At 38.1% G+C, this 19,047-nt stretch carries 15 protein-coding genes and 1 other annotated feature; of the genes, 12 read left to right on the top strand and 3 right to left on the bottom strand.

Features of this window, described 5'->3' with window-relative positions:
* Positions 1 to 337: 337 nt before the first annotated feature.
* The 3 genes from IGJ95_RS12820 to IGJ95_RS12810 all read left to right on the top strand — a co-directional run bounded on the left by IGJ95_RS12820 (position 338) and on the right by IGJ95_RS12810 (position 2,180).
* A complete protein-coding gene (locus tag IGJ95_RS12820) occupies positions 338 to 1,597 on the top strand; it encodes a cytochrome P450 (protein ID WP_438762044.1) in 1,260 nt (419 codons plus the stop codon).
* Positions 1,598 to 1,689: 92 nt separating this feature from the next.
* A complete protein-coding gene (gene relB / locus IGJ95_RS12815) occupies positions 1,690 to 1,911 on the top strand; it encodes a type II toxin-antitoxin system RelB family antitoxin (RefSeq protein WP_010734225.1) in 222 nt (73 codons plus the stop codon).
* A complete protein-coding gene (locus IGJ95_RS12810) occupies positions 1,908 to 2,180 on the top strand; it encodes a type II toxin-antitoxin system RelE family toxin (protein ID WP_010734226.1) in 273 nt (90 codons plus the stop codon). The genes relB and IGJ95_RS12810 overlap by 4 nt, the downstream gene beginning before the upstream one ends.
* Positions 2,181 to 2,337: 157 nt before the next feature.
* On the opposite strand, the gene IGJ95_RS12805 is transcribed toward IGJ95_RS12810, so the two are convergent.
* Positions 2,338 to 3,288: an aldo/keto reductase gene (locus IGJ95_RS12805; protein ID WP_137072868.1), complete on the bottom strand. Its 951-nt coding sequence runs from the start codon at positions 3,286 to 3,288 to the stop codon at positions 2,338 to 2,340.
* A 130-nt stretch (positions 3,289 to 3,418) separates the two neighbouring features.
* Positions 3,419 to 3,630: a binding site (T-box leader), on the top strand.
* 65 nt (positions 3,631 to 3,695) lie between these two features.
* Between IGJ95_RS12805 and hisS the strand changes: the two genes are divergently transcribed.
* The 6 genes from hisS to IGJ95_RS12775 all read left to right on the top strand — a co-directional run bounded on the left by hisS (position 3,696) and on the right by IGJ95_RS12775 (position 12,709).
* On the top strand, positions 3,696 to 5,003 hold the full coding sequence (gene hisS, locus IGJ95_RS12800; RefSeq protein ID WP_023520426.1) for a histidine--tRNA ligase: 1,308 nt from the start codon (positions 3,696 to 3,698) through the stop codon (positions 5,001 to 5,003).
* Positions 5,003 to 6,769, top strand: coding sequence for an aspartate--tRNA ligase (gene aspS, locus IGJ95_RS12795; protein ID WP_010734229.1), 1,767 nt, complete (start codon positions 5,003 to 5,005; stop codon positions 6,767 to 6,769). Before hisS ends, aspS begins: the two co-directional genes overlap by 1 nt.
* Positions 6,770 to 6,976: 207 nt before the next feature.
* Positions 6,977 to 7,852 carry a YitT family protein gene (locus IGJ95_RS12790; protein ID WP_010734230.1) on the top strand — a complete coding sequence of 292 codons (876 nt, stop codon included), beginning with the start codon at positions 6,977 to 6,979 and terminating at the stop codon, positions 7,850 to 7,852.
* 1,921 nt (positions 7,853 to 9,773) lie between these two features.
* Positions 9,774 to 9,962, top strand: coding sequence for a type II toxin-antitoxin system HicA family toxin (locus IGJ95_RS12785; protein WP_010734231.1), 189 nt, complete (start codon positions 9,774 to 9,776; stop codon positions 9,960 to 9,962).
* Positions 9,963 to 9,996: 34 nt separating this feature from the next.
* Complete coding sequence (locus IGJ95_RS12780; protein ID WP_010734232.1) at positions 9,997 to 10,383, top strand: type II toxin-antitoxin system HicB family antitoxin; 387 nt, start codon at positions 9,997 to 9,999, stop codon at positions 10,381 to 10,383.
* 394 nt (positions 10,384 to 10,777) lie between these two features.
* On the top strand, positions 10,778 to 12,709 hold the full coding sequence (locus IGJ95_RS12775) for an acyltransferase family protein (protein WP_438762042.1): 1,932 nt from the start codon (positions 10,778 to 10,780) through the stop codon (positions 12,707 to 12,709).
* 121 nt (positions 12,710 to 12,830) lie between these two features.
* Here the strand turns inward: IGJ95_RS12775 and IGJ95_RS12770 are convergent, their stop codons facing one another.
* The gene (locus tag IGJ95_RS12770) at positions 12,831 to 13,118 is read right to left on the bottom strand and encodes a GIY-YIG nuclease family protein (protein ID WP_010734234.1); all 288 of its coding nucleotides are present in this window, start codon (positions 13,116 to 13,118) and stop codon (positions 12,831 to 12,833) included.
* Positions 13,108 to 13,842 (bottom strand): tRNA1(Val) (adenine(37)-N6)-methyltransferase, encoded by a 735-nt coding sequence (locus IGJ95_RS12765; protein WP_010734235.1) that lies wholly within the window; start codon positions 13,840 to 13,842, stop codon positions 13,108 to 13,110. Before IGJ95_RS12765 ends, IGJ95_RS12770 begins: the two co-directional genes overlap by 11 nt.
* A gap of 131 nt (positions 13,843 to 13,973) precedes the next feature.
* Between IGJ95_RS12765 and IGJ95_RS12760 the strand changes: the two genes are divergently transcribed.
* From IGJ95_RS12760 to IGJ95_RS12750, 3 genes are all read left to right on the top strand, one after another.
* Entirely contained in the window at positions 13,974 to 14,609 is a 636-nt protein-coding gene (locus tag IGJ95_RS12760) for a lysophospholipid acyltransferase family protein (RefSeq protein WP_010734236.1), read from the top strand.
* A 163-nt stretch (positions 14,610 to 14,772) separates the two neighbouring features.
* Positions 14,773 to 15,891, top strand: coding sequence for an exonuclease SbcCD subunit D (locus tag IGJ95_RS12755; protein WP_438762040.1), 1,119 nt, complete (start codon positions 14,773 to 14,775; stop codon positions 15,889 to 15,891).
* Between the two features lie 6 nt (positions 15,892 to 15,897).
* Entirely contained in the window at positions 15,898 to 19,029 is a 3,132-nt protein-coding gene (locus IGJ95_RS12750) for an AAA family ATPase (protein ID WP_438762038.1), read from the top strand.
* Positions 19,030 to 19,047 lie beyond the last annotated feature (18 nt).

Below are 19,047 nucleotides of genomic sequence, written 5' to 3'. Positions count from 1 at the left end.
ATCTTTTAGTTGCAAGTAAAATATTCCTTTAGAAGCTATAATTTATTTTATGATGTCTATGTTTTGTCTTTTTACAAACATGCTAGAAAAGACGTGCGGTTCAAAGAGGCATTTCACGAGTTGACTACAAAGCTAGACGAAGGAATGAGGCGAATGACAGAGTCACAGAACGTTATAATGAAATCTTATTAGTGATGAGGAAGCCTTTTATTCGAGGTTAGGCAGCTCAAGAGAAATAAATGGTATGGCTTTGTCTCAAACACTTCTTTTGTCAGTTTTATTGTACAAGGAGTATCCTAATAATATCTAAAGTTATTTATTAGGAGGAGCAAAAAATATGCAAGAAATTCCCGTGGTCGATATCAAAATGACCGAAATCAAAAAATACTATAAAGAGGGCTACAAAATGCTTGGAAAGCTAAGAGAAGAAGCCCAATCACCTGTTGTGAAAGCAAAGATATTCAATAAGGAAGCTGTGATCATCTATGGAGAAGAGGCAGCGAAACATTTTTATGATCCAAGAAATTTCAAACGAGAAGGCGCAATGCCTAAAATGGTCCAAAAAACATTATTTGGAAAGGACGGTGTGCAGTCTTTAGATGGCGCGGAGCATCATCACCGTAAAGCAATTTTTATGGATTTGATGACACCAGAGCGAATGGATGACTATCATCAAATATTGGATCGAGTATTGGCACATGAATTGGAACAACAACATGGTACTTTTGAGTTATTTGACCTGAGTAAAAAAGTACTTTTTACCGCCATCTGTGAATGGTCAGGAATCAACTTAGCGGATTATTCAGAAGAAGAGATCAACCAACTGGCAGATTATCAGATCTCTATGATCAGTGGGACAGTCACTTCGCCACTCGATCATTTTAAAGGTGTAGAAAATCGGAAAAAATCAGAAAAATGGGCACAAGAGTTGTTGGAAGAAGCACGAGAAAATCCAGTAGCCGGAAAAGAAAATGTAGCGCTTTATGCTTTTGCGAATGCGACTGACCTTAAAGGTAATCTTTTGCCTTTGGATATTGCGTCGGTAGAATTATTGAATATCATTCGGCCGACCGTGGCATTGACCGTATGGGCGGCGTTGATGGGGCATGCTCTTTTCAGCCGACCAGATCTCTATCAACAACTAAAAAACGATTTTAAGGAACTGCAAGATCCTTTTATTCAGGAGATGCGTCGGTATTACCCATTTTTCCCAATGTTACCCGCCTTTGCTTTGCAAGATGTAGAAGTAGATGGCTATCGCATCCCTAAAGACAGTTGGGTGATCTTAGATTTGTATGGAACAAATCATGATGAACGGACAGTGGATTCACCAGAGGCATTTTTGATCAAACGGTATATTGGTAAAGTGAAAAAAATCTCTTATGAAGAAGAGTATGAGATGATTGCACAAGGTGGCGGTGACTTCCGAAAAATGCACCGATGCGCAGGTGAATGGATCACGTTGCATAGTTTACGCGTTTTTTCCGATCAATTAGTGAATCGTTTTGCCTTTTCTGTGCCAGAACAAGACTGGACGATTCCATTCAATCAATTTCCGACTTATCCAAATAGTCGAGGATTGTTATATAAAGAGTAACGTGGGGGCAATACAGTATTTTATTGACAGTTGTATACATTTGTATTACGATATAGATATGTAATACAAATGTATACAGGAGGTGTCAAGGTATGAGTAATATTACGTTTCGTGTATCAGACGAAGAAAAAGCATTTATGTTAGCAATGGCTGATTTGAATGGAATGACCGTTTCAGAATTGGCAAGGACAACTTTATTAGAAACGCTAGAAGATCAGATTGATATGGATATCTATAATAAAGCGATGAAAGATCATAAGAGTCTTGATGAAAGTATCTCGCATGAAGAAATGAAAAGAGAACTAGGATTATGAGGAAGCAATATCTTGTCCGTTATGAAAAAGGTGCACAAAAAGCATTGAAAAAAATGGATAAATTTCAAGCTTCTTTGATACTATCATGGATAGAAAAAAATCTTATCAATACAGATAACCCCAGACAATATGGTAAAGGGTTAGTAGCGAATAGGAGTGGCGAATGGCGTTATAGAGTGGGGAATTATCGGATCATTGCAGATATAGATGATGAAGTGATAACGATTTTGATCGTACAAATTGGTCATCGAAATGACATCTATAAATAGTGTTTTATGTATAGATTTGATTAATTTGAATGGAAGTTATTCAACCAAAAATTAACTTCTTTCAACCAATTTTAGCCCTATTCAAATAGTCGAGGCTTACTGTATCATTTATAAAAAAACAGCTACATCATTTTCTTGATGTGGCTGTTTTTGAGTATTATTTAAACTCTCGGAATAACTGATCGATTGTTTGGGCATCTTCTAAAGATAAATGAATATCCAAAGCTTTGGCATTGTCTGCGACTTGTTCGGGTTTCTTTGCGCCAGGAATGACAAATGAAATCCGCGGGTGCGCGATATACCAAGCTAAGACTAATTGAGCAGTAGTTGCTTGGTACTTTTCAGCAAGCGGTTTGAGTTGATCGACCGCTGTGATGATTTGTTCATATCGTTCACCTTGAAAGTTTGGTTTGTTCTTTCTAGGATCATCTTCAGAAAAATGTTTTGGACTTTCTAGATCATACTTGCCAGTCAATAAACCTGAAGCAAGTGGGAAATAAGGCACAAAACCAATCTCGTTAGCTTCGAGGTAAGGGAATAATTCTTTTTCCGCTGTGCGATGGATCAAACTGAATTGATCTTGTACGATATCGACATAGCCGTCTTGGTTGGCTTCTTTCAATTGCTCTAAAGTGAAATTAGACACACCGATAGCACGGATCTTCCCTGCTTCTTTTAGTTCGTGTAAAGCGGCAACTGCTTCATTTTTAGGTGTTGCTTCATCTGGAAAATGGATATAAAAAATATCGATATAATCTGTTTGCAGACGTTCTAACGCTTCATCGACTGATTTCTTCAAAAATTCAGGAGAGTTATCAAATTTTTTCGGTTGATCTGGAAGATGTGCTGCTTTGGTGGCAATAATAATACGGGAACGATCATAAGCCGGTTCTTGCAAGACTTCTCCAATCAATTGTTCCGAACGACCTTCGCCATAAATATAAGCAGTATCAATAAGGTTCAAGCCATTATCTAAGGCAGCTCTGACGACTCCTTTTCCAGTTTCATCCGCTAATCCTGAAAAAAGATTGTGCCCTCCGACGGCATTTGCACCTAAGCCGATTGCTTCGGCATATACTTGAGAATGACCAATTTTTACTTCTGACATTTTTTTACCTCCTTTTTTATTTAGTCTAAATCAAAAAGAAAAAAAGCTAAATCAAAATGACTTTGAAAAAGAAATCAATAAGAATCTACTTGACTTTGCGCTGTGTTTTTAGTAGGTTATAATTAATATCTAAATATCGATGAAAGAGCGAGTAAGTAACTAAATGCTTTATAAGAGAGGATCGTCGTGGCTGAGAGCGATCTAAAACAAGTAGTTTCTGAAAGACACTCTGGAGATGGACGCGTGCAAAGCCGTCCCGTAAACGAGCGTTAATCGTGAGAGGAAAGAGCAATCTTTCAAATATAGGTGGTACCGTGTATGAAATAATCATTCACCCTTGTTCATGGCGAACAAGGGTGTTTTTTGTTTGCATTGATTACATAGCGTGAAGAAAAGGAGAGAAAAAGATGAGCTTCCAAAGACCAAAAGGAACAAATGATATTTTACCTGGAGAATCTGAAAAATGGCAATTTGTTGAAGAAACTGCCCGTTTATTATTTAAAGATTATCAATATAATGAGATCCGCACGCCGATTTTTGAGCATTATGAAGTGATTGCTCGTAGTGTAGGGGATACGACTGATATCGTTTCAAAAGAAATGTATGATTTTTATGACAAAGGCGAGCGTCATGTTACGCTTCGTCCAGAAGGAACTGCACCAATCGTTCGTTCATTTGTTGAGAATAAATTATTTGGACCAGAATATACAAAACCTTACAAAACATTTTATATGGGACCAATGTTTCGTTATGAGCGCCCGCAAAAAGGTCGTTTACGTCAATTCCATCAAATCGGTGTCGAAGCATTTGGCTCAGACAATCCTGCGACGGATGTTGAAAGCATGGTGATGGCATTAGACTTCTTCAAACAATTAGGAATCAGTCAAATCCGTTTAGTGATCAACTCTTTAGGTGATCAAGAAACGCGACAAGCGTATCGTCAAGCGTTGATCGATTACCTTGTACCGTTTGAAGCAGAATTAAGCGAAGATTCACAACGTCGTTTACATGAAAATCCATTGCGTGTATTGGATAGTAAAGACAAACGTGATCAAAAATTCGTAGCAGAAGCGCCTTCAATCTTAGATTATTTAAGTGAAACAGCAAAAGCACATTTTGATACAGTGATTGCCATGTTGGATGCGTTAGATGTACCTTATGAAATCGACAGCAATATGGTTCGTGGGTTAGATTATTATACGCATACGATTTTTGAAGTGATGAGTGACGCACCTAAAATGGGCGCACAAGCAACGATTTGTGCGGGTGGCCGTTATGACAACTTGGTCGAAGAACTAGGCGGACCAGCGACACCAGGATTTGGTTTTGCGATGGGGATCGAACGTATTTTATTAACGATGGAGGCAGAAGAAGTAGCTGTCCCTGTAATGAATACATTAGATGCCTATGTGGTGGCACTAGGTGAAGAAACAAATATCGAAGCGTTGAAAATCGTTCAAGCAATCCGTGATTTTGGTTTTTCCGCAGATCGTGATTTTATGGGACGTAAAGCCAAAGCACAATTTAAGACAGCAGACAAAGCCGATGCGAAGTTGGTCTTGGTGATTGGTGCGGATGAACTAGCAAATCAAACGATCAACGTCAAATCAATGGCTAATCGTACAGAGAAAAGCTTTGCACTAGAAGATATTTATGAACACTTTGATAAAGTCTATGATGAAATGACATTATCTACTGAACAGGAGGAAAAATGATGGCACAACGAACAGTTTACTGTGGACTGGTTTCAGAAAAGCAGTTAGGACAAACAGTTACATTAAAAGGTTGGGTACAAAAAAGACGTGACTTAGGTGGCGTGATCTTTATCGATTTACGTGATCGTGAAGGGATCGTTCAACTTGTCTTTAATCCAGAAATCAATAAAGAAGCATGGGAAATCGCAGATAAATGCCGTAGTGAATATGTCATTGAAGTGACAGGTACAGTAAAAAATCGGGATGAATTGGCAATCAATCCTAAAATGGCAACGGGTGAATTTGAGATCATCGCGGATGAAATCATTATCTTGAATCAAGCCAAAACACCACCTTTCTTGATTGAGGATGAACAAACGATCAGTGATGAGATTCGTTTGAAGTATCGTTATCTTGATTTACGTCGTCCAAAAATGACGAACAATATCAAATTGCGCAACGACACAACGAAAGCAATCCGTCATTACTTGGATGACCATGATTTCTTGGATATTGAAACACCTTATTTGGGCAAATCAACACCAGAAGGCGCGAGAGATTACTTAGTACCTTCTCGTATCCATGCAGGGCATTTCTATGCTTTACCACAGTCACCACAGTTGTTCAAACAATTATTGATGAATGCTGGATTTGATCGTTACTATCAAATCGTTCGTTGTTTCCGTGATGAAGATTTACGTGGCGACCGTCAACCAGAATTTACACAAGTCGATATTGAAACGACTTTCTTGACCGCTGAAGAAATCCAAACCTATACAGAAGGATTGATTGCTAAAGTGATGAAAGAGGTACGTGGTATCGAAGTCACTTTACCATTCCCTCGTATGACATATGATGAAGCAATGAGCCGTTATGGAAGTGACAAACCTGATACACGTTTTGACATGGAATTGATCGACTTGAGCACGGTTGTGAAAGACGTTGAATTTAAAGTCTTCCAAATGGCACTTGAAAATGGCGGAGTGGTCAAAGCGCTGAATGCGAAAAATGCAGCAAGCAAGTATTCACGTAAAGATTTAGATAATCTTGGACAATATGCCACTCAGTTTGGCGCAAAAGGACTAGCTTGGTTAAAAGTAGAAGAAGATGGCTTGAAAGGGCCTATTGCGAAATTTATGGGCGAGGCATCTGAAGCATTGATCCAAGCAACAAACGCTGAAGTTGGAGATATTTTATTGTTTGGTGCAGACAAAGAAGAAATCGTTGCAGCCACTCTTGGAGCGATTCGTTCTCGCTTAGGAAAAGAATTAGACTTGATCGACGAATCAAAATTCAATTTCTTATGGGTGACAGAATGGCCACAATTTGAATATTCAGCAGAAGAAGGCCGCTATGTTTCCGCGCATCATCCGTTTACGATGCCTAAAGCATCCGATGTCGAGTTATTGGAAACTGATCCGGCAAAAGTCTACGCAGAAGCGTATGACATCGTCTTGAACGGCTATGAATTAGGTGGGGGATCGTTACGTATCCATACAAGAGAATTACAAGAAAAAGTATTAAAAACACTAGGCTTTTCTGAAGAAGAAATGGAAGAGCAATTTGGTTTCTTATTAAGTGCATTAGACTATGGCTTCCCACCACATGGAGGAATTGCCTTGGGACTTGATCGCTTTGTGATGTTGCTTGCAGGTGAAGAAAACATTCGTGAAGTGATTGCTTTCCCTAAAAATGGTAAAGCAGCTGATGTCATGAGTGATGCGCCAAGTACTGTTTCTGATCTTCAATTATTTGAATTGAACATCGATGTTACAGATGTTGAATAACAAATAAGAAAGAGAAGTTATTTTCATAGGAATACCAAGGTTGTGAAGGAGTCACTGATAAGTCGCGATTGATTCGTGCTAGTGACACTGGAGCAACCTTTTTTTCTCTTATATTGGAATTTCCAATCTTTTTTTCAAAGAAGTCTCTTGATTATATTCTAAAAGATCATATAATAAGGGCATACCAGATAAAGCGAGGCTTTTTTCATGAAAAAAACTTTCGAAAATTGGGCGTATCATGATTATACGACCAAACTTTCGGTGTCGATCGTCTATGCTCTGATTGCTTCAGTTGCATTGAACTTTTTTTATCAACCAGGAAACATCTATTCAAGTGGGATAACCGGTCTTGCACAAATCTTAACGACCCTTTCTAAATCAGTGATTGGTTTTGAAATCCCTGTTTCAACCACATTATATTTATTGAATATCCCGTTATTTTTTTTAGCTTGGTTTAAACTTGGAAAGAAATTTACGATTTTTACATTTATCACTGTGACATTAACCTCGCTTAGTATCCATCTTTTGCCACAAACGATTCTTTCGACTGATCCGATCATTTGTGCGATATTCGGTGGTGCCGTCAATGGGGTTGGTATTGGTTTAGCATTAAAAAATGGTTTGTCTTCTGGCGGATTAGATATCGTGAGTATTACGATCCGTAAAAAAACAGGTCGATCCATCGGTTCGATTTCCATTTATTTCAATGCACTGATTGTTTTCGTAGCGGGCTTGCTCTTCGGCTGGCAGTATATGTTTTATAGTGCTTTGTCGATTTTTGTGAGTGGTAAAGTGACGGATGTCGTCTATACGAAACAAAAAAAGATGCAAGTCATGATCGTGACTAAACATCCTGAAGCAGTGATCGAAGCCATCCAAAAATGTATGCGTCGTGGGATCACGATCATCAATGAAGCAGAAGGTGCGTACAAGCACGATAAACAAACAGTCTTAATGACGATCGTTACTCGCTATGAGCTTCCTTTGTTACGTGAAGCAATGAAATCTTCTGACCCGCAAGCATTTGTCAGTATTGCGGAAAATGTTCAAATTCTCGGACGTTTTTATGAAGATGGGATTTAGATTTTAGTAAACTAGTTAGATAAAACACAGTGGATAACTGAATGGTTATCGCTGTGTTTTTTTGATCTTCTTGTCGCTAGAATACCAGAAATGATTGTTGCGATTAAGGAATTGAAAATAATCATTTATGCTATCGATATTTCAACAGACAAAAGGCGTCTTCTTTCATAAGATTTATGAAGTATGATCATATGAAGCACTTACCTGATCTTAGATAGCCACAATGCAATTCAAATTGGATTAGTAGAATTGGCTAGTGATGATGTAGGCCTAACGACGATTGGTAATTTCCTTGACTGTGTACCTGTTCAAGACGGGTTAGAAAAAATTCCTCCTAGCTTGGTTGCTAAACATATGCAAGAAGATATCTTAAAACAAGTGACAATAATTGATTGATACAAAAATGATAAATGAGTGCAATAACATAACCAAAGAACTACAAAAAGATAAGATATTGAACGAAACCGAAGTTTACGATTTTACAATTAGAAAATCAAAAAGCGAACTTCCTTTATTGAAGTCTTTAAATTTTATGATCAACCATTTGACTACCTACAAGCTTAAAAAATAAAGATATTTTAGAGCATGCTGACTTTGTAAAATACTTTGTTAAAATGCAAATTGACATATTAAACAAAGAGCTGAATCCCGTTTCTGGGGAGCAACGAGCAGAATATAATTTTCACAGAAAAATAGAAGATTCACTCAAATAAGATCTACTTCTTATTGATGAGCCTGAGTCTTCTTTTGATAATATGTTTTTAAACAACAGAATAAATACTGTCCTACAAGATATTTCTAAACGTATTCCTGTTTTTGTCTCAACACATAATAATAGAATCGGCGCATCTAACGACAGTTCCGTTAGCAATCTGTCTGTGCAATTGAATTGTCTTGAAGCCGGCGAACGAACCTCCAAAACAAGGAGAGATACTTATTAAATACTTGGAAATTGATCAAATCATTAAAGAGGATATCTTCGAATTAATTTCTCTAGCCTTTTAATCAAAAGACGGTACTACATTTGAAAGGGATGGATTTTCAGAGGAAATGCTACAACCTGGAGTTCATAAAATTGAAATGGCAACACTTATTTTGAAAAAAGTTAAAAAGTGTAGTTTTTTTCTCTTACTTCGGTAGCCACTTGTAGAATAATGACACTAAAACTATCAGTGGCAACACTAAAATTTGTATTTTCAGTTATGGTATAATAATTGTGCTGTCTGCTACCCCGGCCTATTCTGGCAAGGGGAGGAGGTTATAGCTATGAAGTTTCTTCTTGATTTTACTTTTGCAATCATAGCAGAGGTAGCTGCACACTACTTCTGTCAATGGCTTGATTGTAAAATTGCCAAAAAAGACAGTAAGCCTACCCGTTAATTCGTATAGAAACGTAAAAGAAAACCACTAGCCTGCACGCTAGTGGTTTTTGATTATAGCTATGAGAATTCTTCTTTGTAGCTAAATTATATCATAAATAATATTAATTTCAATGAATAACTAGCCTTTCATATTAATTGGAAACCAAAAAAATGTGATTCGATCTGCTAATATGAATAGTGCATAAACAAACTACTATGCAATCTAGTTTATTTTTCATTTTAACATTGCTGATTCTCCCACCCCACTTATTTTAAATATACAATTAAACACAAAGTATTTTTATTCGTGTGCTGCGATTAGGAATGCAGAATGTCATAAGAATTATTATTAAAAAAATTTCTGGCGTTTTTCGTAACTTTGAAGAAGACGACATGGGAAATAACAAGTTGAAATTATAGATATTGACTAGTATTACATAATAGGATGTGCTCACTTTAAAAATAATTTAAGAGAATTTTTATTTTCGTTGAAGCTATAGTTTGCAACTTTACAGTACGCCCAGTACGTATTATTATATAATAGTCAAGAGGTATGTGCAATGCCCATGACAATCAGAGAAGCAGAAAAGCTACTGAAAGATGCTGGCTTTGTTGAAGTGAAAGGTGGGAAGGGCTCACATAGGAAATTCACTAAAAAGGATCATCCTAGACCTGTTATCCTTACTAGCCATTCAAAAGAGTTATCTAGAAGAGTAGAAGATTCTGTTCGAAAAGCAGTGGGCATTTAAGCCCGCTGTGCTGTTACGAAAGAAGGGGAGATGAATGAAAAAAGTTTATCCAGCTATTTTTGAAAAGGATCCTGTTGGATATGGAATTTATTTTCCTGATATCGAAGGAGCAGTGACACAATCAAAAGATATTATCGAGGGGTTAGAAGTTGCATCGGATGCTTTAGGGATCATGCTCGGTGATTTAGTTGAGAATAATAAACCTTTGCCAAAGCCAACTAATATCAATGATCTTTCGATTGATTCTGAGCGTGAATTTGCTACTTTGATTTCTGTGGATCTAAATGATTACTTAAAAGATGTCCAACTAGATAAAAAGACAATAAAAATTCCTCATTGGTTAAATGTGCGCGCAACAAATGAAGGGATAAATTTTTCAAAAACAATGTCTGAAGCTTTGGTTCAAAAATTAAATATATGATACGAAAGAGAACGATCATCTGTCTGCTAAAGGACAGGTGATGTTTTTTTGTAATAATTAGGAATGAGTTATTAAAGTGATCATAGAAAAGGAGTGACAGAGTGCTTGCAACCAAGGAGTATAGATGTTTATCCTTGTTAAGAGTAGATATCATTCAATTATTTCTCGCCCATCAACGAAAAATAATAGAAAATAATGAAACCCTATCCAAGCAACAATTAGCCAACTTGTTATATTTGAAATTTTGTTAAAGTTACTTAAAAATGTGTTCTTTTTTGATGAACTATGGGATTATAGTATAAAGTGGCAACTTTTATGAAGTTTTTGCTTGCTATTTTTTGGTAATGCACGTATATTACGAATGAAAAAAGTTTATGAAAAGTTGGAATATTGAATGGAAAAACAAAAAAGATTAAAAAATAGCCGGTATATCACGGGCTTCGATGGGATTCGTTCATTAGCGGTCATCGGGGTTATTTTATACCACTTGTTGCCAACAAGTATGAAGGGTGGTTACCTCGGAGTTCCGATATTTTTTGTCGTTTCAGGTTATCTTATTACCGATCTCTTACGACAAGAGTGGGAACAAAATGGAAAAATCAATATTTGGCAATTTTACGTTCGGCGAATGAAACGACTGTATCCTGGGCTCGTTTTCTTGCTTATTACTGCATTAGCATATATTACGCTATTCCAGCGAGGATTGTTGAATAATCTTCGGGGCGTTGTACTCAGCAGTTTATTCTATGTCAATAACTGGTGGCAGATCAATAATGGATTATCCTATTTTGATCGTTTTGCAAATGAGTCGCCATTTACCCATATTTGGTCCTTAGCAGTAGAGGCGCAGAACTATCTGATCTGGCCGATCATTTTTGTATTACTCATGGTATTTGTCCGTAAGAAAAAAAATATTTTTTATGTCATTATGGGCACAGCCATTGCTTCAGCGATTTTGATGATGGTGTTGTACTCGCCAAATGGCGATCCTACCCGTGTGTATTATGGGACAGATACTCGCTTGTTCTCGATTTGGATGGGGAGTGCATTGGCTTTTGTTTGGCCAAGTACGCGATTGAAGAAAAATATCCCTAAACAAGCAAAGAAAGTATTGAATTTAGCGGGTTTTAGTTCGTTGATCATTTTGATCCTCTTTTTCTTTTTCTTAGATGACCATTTGAGCTTTATCTATTATGGCGGGTTCTTTTTAGTCAGTCTTTTATGTATGGTTCTTGTGGCAGTCACAGCGCATCCCGGTGCGAGCTTGAATCGCTGGTTGACGAATCCGGTCTTTAGTTGGATCGGTAAACGAAGTTATGGGATCTACTTGTACCAATTTCCGGTAATGATTTTTTACGAAGCGAAAGTATCAGGTATCGCTGATCATGTGTTGTTACACACGGTCATTGAAATCACATTGATTTTATTGATCAGTGAACTGTCGTACCGCTTTATCGAACGTCCATTGGCACGCTTTGATTATAGCCAAACGTTTCGCGTCGTCAAAGGCTGGTTCACCAAACCTATTTTCAGTTGGAAAAAGCCATGGGTGGTCCCTGGAACCTTAGTCGTAGCGATTGCCTTAGTCGGGTTCGTCACTGCACCTAAAAATGCTGTGACAGCGGACCAAGAGCAATTACAAAAGAATATTGCTGAAAGTAAAAAACTAGCTGAAAAAAGTCAGAATAATCAAGGCAATAATGTAGCACCTATTGACCAAGCGATTTTGGATAAATATGATTTGACCAAAGCGCAAGGGGAAAAAGCCCAACAACTAGAGCTGACTGCATTTGGTGATTCAGTCATGTTAGATGCTGCGGCAGATTTAAAAGAACTATATCCGCAAGTAGTCGTAGATGGCGATGTCGGTCGTCAACTCTACACAAGCCTTCCTTATATCGAAGAATTGAAAAATAGGGATCTATTGAAAGATACGGTATTAATTGGGTTAGGAACAAATGGCTCTTTTTCTGAGGCGCAATTTGATAGCTTGATGAACGCGATCGGGGATCGCAAAGTTTACTGGGTCAATGTTCGCGTACCAACGAAGCGCTGGCAAAATGAAGTCAACGCCATGCTCACAGAAATGGAAAAGAAATATGATAACATGACAGTGATTGATTGGTACGGTTATAGTAACGGTCACAGTGAATGGTTCTATGACGATCAAGTCCATCCAAATCCAGATGGTATGTTGAATTATATCCATCTAGTCAGTGAAGCACTATTAGGTGGAACAAAAGAATCAGAGACAAGTAAAACGAGTGAGACTGCTTCGACTAGTACGAGCGACACTCTATCTGATAGTACTCAAGTAAGTGAATAAAAACTGGGGTTGTGACAGCAATGTTTTGACCTGAGCAGTAGGATAACTCTTATAAAAAAGTGCCTCAACGAAAATCGTTCTCCGATCTTTCGTTGAGGCATTCTTTTTCTCTAAAATTTTTTTACTCCGTTTGATCAGGTAAAGAAAGAGAAGGGTGTGTCTTCAAATAGGTTTCTTTTTGCCGACGTGTTTGTTTTTTGAACGCGGCTTCGGCTTTTGTGGCTTCACTTCTTGTAGCGTATCCTTCTGCATGGATCATTTTTACAGGACGTCTTTTTTGCAAACGTGTGTATTTCGCACCTGTGCCATTATTATGTTCTTGTAAACGACGAGCCAAATCGGTGGTATATCCTCCATAGAACGTATTATCTTGGCAGTGCAACACATAAAAGTAATGGTTATTCTCCATAAAGCATCTCACGGAGTTCAGGGGTATACTCACCTTGCGTATCGTAGGTGAACAAAGGTGGAGACACTTTGAAACCATCGGCTTTTCCTTGCTTGATTCCTTCAATCAATAAAATATTTGCTTCTTTGCCTACTTTAGGATAAACAAACTGAACACGTTTCGGTGCAATCTGATAGGTTTGCATAAGGGTCAAAATCTCTAAGAAACGTTCTGGGCGATGTACAAGAGCTAAGCGACCATTTGTTTTTAATAACTTGCCGGAGATTTGGATCACTTCTTCCAACGTTGTATGGATCTCATGTCGGGCAATTGCTAGATGCTCATTTGGATTTTTTTTGTTTGTAGGTAAGCCTTTAAAGTAAGGGGGGTTACAGACGACTAAGTCACAAGAGTTGTGTCTGACAACCGATAAACTTTCTTTTAAGTCAATCGTATGCACGGTCATTTGTTGTTCTAAATGATTCAAGGAAATGCTCCGTCGAGCCATGTCAGCTAAGCGTGGCTGTAGTTCGATTGCATCGATCTTTGCCTGTGTTTGTTTGCTTAAAAATAGTCCGACAGCACCATTCCCTGAACAAAGGTCAACGATTTGACCGGTTTTTGGCGCACGAGCAAAATGAGCAAGCAATACAGCATCTAAAGAAAAGGAAAAAACTTGGGAACTTTGGATAATCTTAATATCTTTTGCATATAATTGGTCAATACGTTCATGTTCGTGAAGCATCTAATTCCCTCCAAATGAAAAAACTAATCGTATGTAGTATACTATTTTTGTTCAAAAGAACCAAGAGAACTTGTCAAATCGGTCTTTTTTAGGCATACTATAGGAACGAGAAGTAAAGAAAGGAAGAGGATATGTTCTATCGATTTATGCGCGGGCTCGTTAAAGTGATTTTAGCTGTCATCAATGGCAATGCCCGTTATGAAAATAAAGAAGTCTTACCAAAAGACGAGAATTACATACTTGTTGCACCACACCGCACTTGGTGGGACCCGTTGTATCTCGCTGTTGCTGCATCACCTAAATCGTTTAGTTTTATGGCGAAAGAAGAATTGTTCAAAAACCCTGTTTTACGATTTATCTTAACACGCTCGAATGCTTTTCCAGTCAAAAGAGACAATCCGGGACCAAGTGTGATCAAGACACCTGTCAAGATTCTAAAATCAACCGATCTAGGATTGATCATGTTTCCAAGTGGGACAAGACATGCGACTGAGTTGAAAGGTGGAATGGCGTTAATTGCCAAAATGGCCAAAGTAAAAATCGTTCCAGCTGTGTATCAAGGACCTCTCACGTTAGGTGATCTATTCAAACGCAAACGAGTGATTGTTCGCTTTGGTGAACCGATCGACTTGTCAGATATCAAAAAAACTGACAAGGAAGGAATGGCAGAAATCGAGCGACGCACACAAGCCGCATTTGATAAACTAGACAAGGAAGTAAATCCTGATTTTAAATATGAGATCATAAAAAAGAATGAAACAGAATAATTGTTCTTTATTCGATGAGCGATAAAAGAAACGGATTGTCTAAGACACCGCTTCTTTATCGCTTTTTTTGTTATAAAATCCCCTTTTTGTAATTGATTCTAGCTGTCATGTCCTTGATGGAAGTGTTATAATAGTAAGAAGGATATTTTTTTGAGGTGATGAGATGCGTTTTTTACATACAGCTGATTGGCATATAGGGAAAAAATTGCAGGGCTACGATTTACTTAAAGAGCAAGAACATGTACTATCTGAGATTTTAACGATTGCGAAAAAGGAAAAAGTGGATGCGATCGTTATTGCAGGTGATCTCTATGATCGAAGTATTCCGGCCGTAGAAGCCGTAGAGATATTCAATCGATTGATGATCGACTGGAACCTGAACGAAAAATTCCCGATTTTCGCTATCTCAGGAAACCATGATAGCAGTGTTCGATTATCTGCTGGAACTGAATGGTTCAGCCAAACAAAATTCTTTTTACACACCCGATTTGCTGAAGCTTTCCAACCTATCGACTATCAAAATACTCAATTTTTCTTATTGCCTTATTTTGAACCAATCTCTGCTAGAAGTTATTTTGAAGATGATACGATCCGCACGGTCCAACAAGCAATGGAAAAAGTAGTTGACCAGATGCAACTCGCTTTTGATCCTGAAAAAAAACAGGTGCTGGTCAGCCACTTTTTTGTGACGGGTAGTAAGAAATCAGATTCAGAAACAAAAATCGAAGTGGGCGGACTAGATGCGATTCCAGGTAGTTTATTGGAGCCATTTGATTATGTCGCTTTAGGACATCTTCATAATCAAGCAGCCTTGCAACAAGAAAATGCTAGATACAGTGGTTCGCCACTTAAATTCTCACTTTCAGAGATCAATCAGAAAAAAGGTGTTTGGATCGTTGATCTAACTGACACCTTGGTGTTGGATTTTCAAGAAATCACACCTTTGTATGATATCGCTGAAGTAACTGCTAGTTTTAAAGAATTATTAGACCTAAGTTTTTACCATACGATCAACCGAGAAAATTATTTGCAGATTTATTTAAAAGATCGCGCAGTTATTCCTAACATGATGAACCAACTACGAGCAATCTATCCTCGAATACTTGGTGTCGAACGTGTCAATGGACGGCATCGTTCCACAAGCAAACGACAGACACTTGAAATCAAGCAACCAAAGAAACTCGCGGAAACATTCTTTACCGAAATGGTGGATGAACCGATGACAGAACAACAAATGAGCTGGTTAGAAGAAACGTTGCAAGAACTCACAGAAACGGAATGATCAAGTATGAAACCACAGACGTTACGATTGAAAAATTTTGGCCCATTTATTGATGAAACGATTGATTTCTCAAAATTGACCCAAGCGGCCTTGTTTTTGATTACAGGAAAAACAGGGGCTGGCAAAACAACGATTTTTGATGGCATGACTTATGCGCTTTTTGGAGAAACATCTGGAAGGTTGCGGTCTGGCAAAGAGATGCGGTCATTATTTGCGACACCAGAAGACGAAACGAGTGTCTTTTTTTCGTTTGAACATCAACAGTTGCGTTATGAAGTCGAACGTAAGCCTGAACAATTGTTAGCTAAACGCAAGGGTGAGGGCATGAGAAAACAGGCGGCAAAAGTCAGTTTAACGATCTTTGATGAAAAAGGAAAAGAAATTCGACAATTAACAAAACGTAGTGAAGTCGATCAAGAAATCAAAGAACTATTGAATTTAGATGCGAAACAATTTTCACAGATCGTCTTACTGCCGCAAGGAGAATTTCGGAATTTCTTGATTTCCTCTAGTAGTGAAAAAGAAACAGTTTTACGTAACTTATTCGGCACACAATTCTTTCAACGATTCACCGAACAATTGAAAGAAAAAGCCAAGAACAAGCAAAAAGAACTGGATCATTTAGAGCAAGAATTAGTCTTATTGCAAAGGCAATTTAGTTCCTATGAGGAGAAGCAACCGGCTGGTCTACAATCTTTTGAGACAGTGATCAATGAGTGGAAAGAGTATCAAGATCAAGTTTCAACAAGGCTCGCCTCAGAGCAAGAAGTATTAGAGCAACTGAAAGAAGAACAAAAAATCAGCGAGACGGATTACTACCACGGGAAAAATCAAAAATCTGCTTATGAAGAAAAGCAACAATTATTAGCAGAACAACAAGTGCTCAATGAGCAACAACAAGTGATCGAGGAGCACCAAAGATGGATTTCCCATTATGAAGTTGCTCAGCAATTGTGCATACCGCTTGAACGTAGCCAAGAATATCAAGAATCACTTACCACACAGGAAAGTGAGAAACAGCAACTAATTATTGCGTGCAATAAGGTGACAAGTGATTTACAGAAATGGCAAGAACAGGCGGACGTACGAGAAAATCTCGAACAAAAAATAGCAAAAATGAGTCAAACGCTCCAAGAAAAGCAACGATTGATCCCAGTGGCCGATACTTTCAGAGAAAAACAATCGGAACTTTCCGTAATGGAAAAAAAAGTCAGTGAGTTACAGCAAGAAATCCAACAACTGGCAGATCAGCAATTGATCCTTCAAGAAAGACAACAAACGAGTCAAACCGTTTTAGCAACCCAAGGGGAACTACAAGAAAAACAGTTGGTTTATGAACGTTTACGTTTAGAAGGGGAACGTTACTGTGAACAACAGCAACACCTTGATCACCTTGACAAAGAACTAGTAAAAAATCATCAGTACTTTGAACAAACAACAGAGCAATTGGTAGAAAAACAACGATTACTTGAACAACAAACACACGAGTTCAATCAATGTAAAAGCGACTGGGCAAAGCAACAAATTACTTATTTACAAACCCTATTGATACCTGGTGAACCTTGCCCAGTATGTGGTGCAACGGAGCATCCATTGACACCGGATAATCGTGAATCAGTGCAGGAAAACTTAGCTGTGCTTGAAGAAAAAATGGTCCAAGCAGAACAATCGATCGAAAAAACGCATCAAGAAATTGGTCGAAAAGAAGCAGAAATCGAAGAAATCAACCAACAGCTTGCTCGTTTAAGCCAGCAACAAGTGGAAATGAGTCAACAGTTGGATCAACAAGCAATTTATTTGAACACAGAGTTAAAAGCCACCTTCCAAATAGATGTCCAAGAAGATATTGTTCAAGGGTTGGCGGAAATAGAGAAAACCCTCAATGCTCGTTTAAAGGAAATCAAAAAAGCAGAAGAAGCACAAGTAAGGGTCATGGAAGAACTAGCCAGCAACAAAGAACAAAGTGAACAGATCAAAGCTCAACAAATGCTCCATAATGAAAAAATCCAACGACTCCAAGGTGAGATGGCAGGATTGAGTCAACAATTAGGAGCAGAAGACCTTGATACTTTAGTAAAAGAAGCTGATCAATTAGCCGAACAGTCGAGCAAGAGCAAGCAAGAATTGGAAGAGCAAATGGCCCAAGGTGAGAAACTCCAGCAAGAATCAGCTGTTTTGACGACTAAAATCGAAGCGTTGACTGAACAAATCGAAAAGACAATTGCTCAATATGAAAAAGAACAACGGAAAATCTCTAGTTTCTTAGAGCAACACACTGATTTTTCTTCGCAAGAAGCAATAGCAGCGTTGTTAAAAGAAACAGTCACATACGAAAATAGAAAAACAACGATCAAGGATTATCAAACGAAACAGTTGGTTCTTTCCACTCGCTTAGAACAATTGGCACATGTCACTTATGATGAAAAATCCCAAGATTTGACAGTGTTGAGTGAACGAATCGAAAAAATCAAACAACACATTGAAGAGCAACAACAATTGATCTATCACTTACAACAAGAGTATAAAACCAATCAGAAAGTGATCATGGAATTTACTACAAGTTATCAAAATAGTCAGGAACAACTAGATGAATTGATCCAGTTGCAACAATTATCACAGACAATGAATGGCGAAAATCCTAAAAAAACAAGTATTGAACGTTATGTCTTGCAAGTTTATTTACAAGAAGTCTTGCAAGTCGCTAATGAACATCTGATACGATTGACAAAAAGCCGCTATCAGTTTGAATTAGATGAAGAAGTTGGTAGCTACCGCGGAAAGACTGGCCTGGAGATCAACGTGTACGATGATGAAGCAGGAACGACCAGAGGATCGCATACTTTATCCGGAGGCGAAAGCTTTATTGCTGCATTATCATTAGCTTTAGCCTTGGCAGAAGTGATTCAAGCGCAAGCTGGTGGAATCACGATCGAAGCATTGTTTATTGACGAAGGGTTTGGTTCACTGGATGAAGAAGCCTTGGAAATGGCGATGGAAGCATTAGAAACAGTTGAAAGCGAAGGCAGGATGATCGGGATCATCAGCCATGTACGTGAGTTGAAAGAACGTGTCTTGCAACAAATACGAATTGATACAAAAGGTAGTGGACAGAGTGAAATACGCTACCATTTTGGTTAAGAAGGGAGATTGATAACA

The organism is Enterococcus sp. AZ156, from assembly GCF_051714165.1.
In the GTDB taxonomy this organism is placed as follows: domain Bacteria; phylum Bacillota; class Bacilli; order Lactobacillales; family Enterococcaceae; genus Enterococcus_B; species Enterococcus_B pernyi.
The sequence above is the reverse complement of the archived record's forward strand: the minus strand, read 5'-3'. Positions and strand labels throughout refer to the sequence as shown.

Bases quoted from the DNA above. Each gene is read 5' to 3' on its own strand.
- IGJ95_RS12790 (WP_010734230.1), top strand. From the start codon at position 6,977: ATGAAAAAAACTTTCGAAAATTGGGCGTATCATGATTATACGACCAAA.
- IGJ95_RS12765 (WP_010734235.1), bottom strand. From the start codon at position 13,842: ATGCTTCACGAACATGAACGTATTGACCAATTATATGCAAAAGATATT.
- hisS (WP_023520426.1), top strand. From the start codon at position 3,696: ATGAGCTTCCAAAGACCAAAAGGAACAAATGATATTTTACCTGGAGAA.
- IGJ95_RS12810 (WP_010734226.1), top strand. From the start codon at position 1,908: ATGAGGAAGCAATATCTTGTCCGTTATGAAAAAGGTGCACAAAAAGCA.
- IGJ95_RS12805 (WP_137072868.1), bottom strand. From the start codon at position 3,288: ATGTCAGAAGTAAAAATTGGTCATTCTCAAGTATATGCCGAAGCAATC.
- aspS (WP_010734229.1), top strand. From the start codon at position 5,003: ATGGCACAACGAACAGTTTACTGTGGACTGGTTTCAGAAAAGCAGTTA.
- IGJ95_RS12755 (WP_438762040.1), top strand. From the start codon at position 14,773: ATGCGTTTTTTACATACAGCTGATTGGCATATAGGGAAAAAATTGCAG.
- IGJ95_RS12760 (WP_010734236.1), top strand. From the start codon at position 13,974: ATGTTCTATCGATTTATGCGCGGGCTCGTTAAAGTGATTTTAGCTGTC.
- IGJ95_RS12770 (WP_010734234.1), bottom strand. From the start codon at position 13,118: ATGGAGAATAACCATTACTTTTATGTGTTGCACTGCCAAGATAATACG.
- relB (WP_010734225.1), top strand. From the start codon at position 1,690: ATGAGTAATATTACGTTTCGTGTATCAGACGAAGAAAAAGCATTTATG.
- IGJ95_RS12775 (WP_438762042.1), top strand. From the start codon at position 10,778: ATGGAAAAACAAAAAAGATTAAAAAATAGCCGGTATATCACGGGCTTC.
- IGJ95_RS12780 (WP_010734232.1), top strand. From the start codon at position 9,997: ATGAAAAAAGTTTATCCAGCTATTTTTGAAAAGGATCCTGTTGGATAT.
- IGJ95_RS12820 (WP_438762044.1), top strand. From the start codon at position 338: ATGCAAGAAATTCCCGTGGTCGATATCAAAATGACCGAAATCAAAAAA.
- IGJ95_RS12785 (WP_010734231.1), top strand. From the start codon at position 9,774: ATGCCCATGACAATCAGAGAAGCAGAAAAGCTACTGAAAGATGCTGGC.
- IGJ95_RS12750 (WP_438762038.1), top strand. From the start codon at position 15,898: ATGAAACCACAGACGTTACGATTGAAAAATTTTGGCCCATTTATTGAT.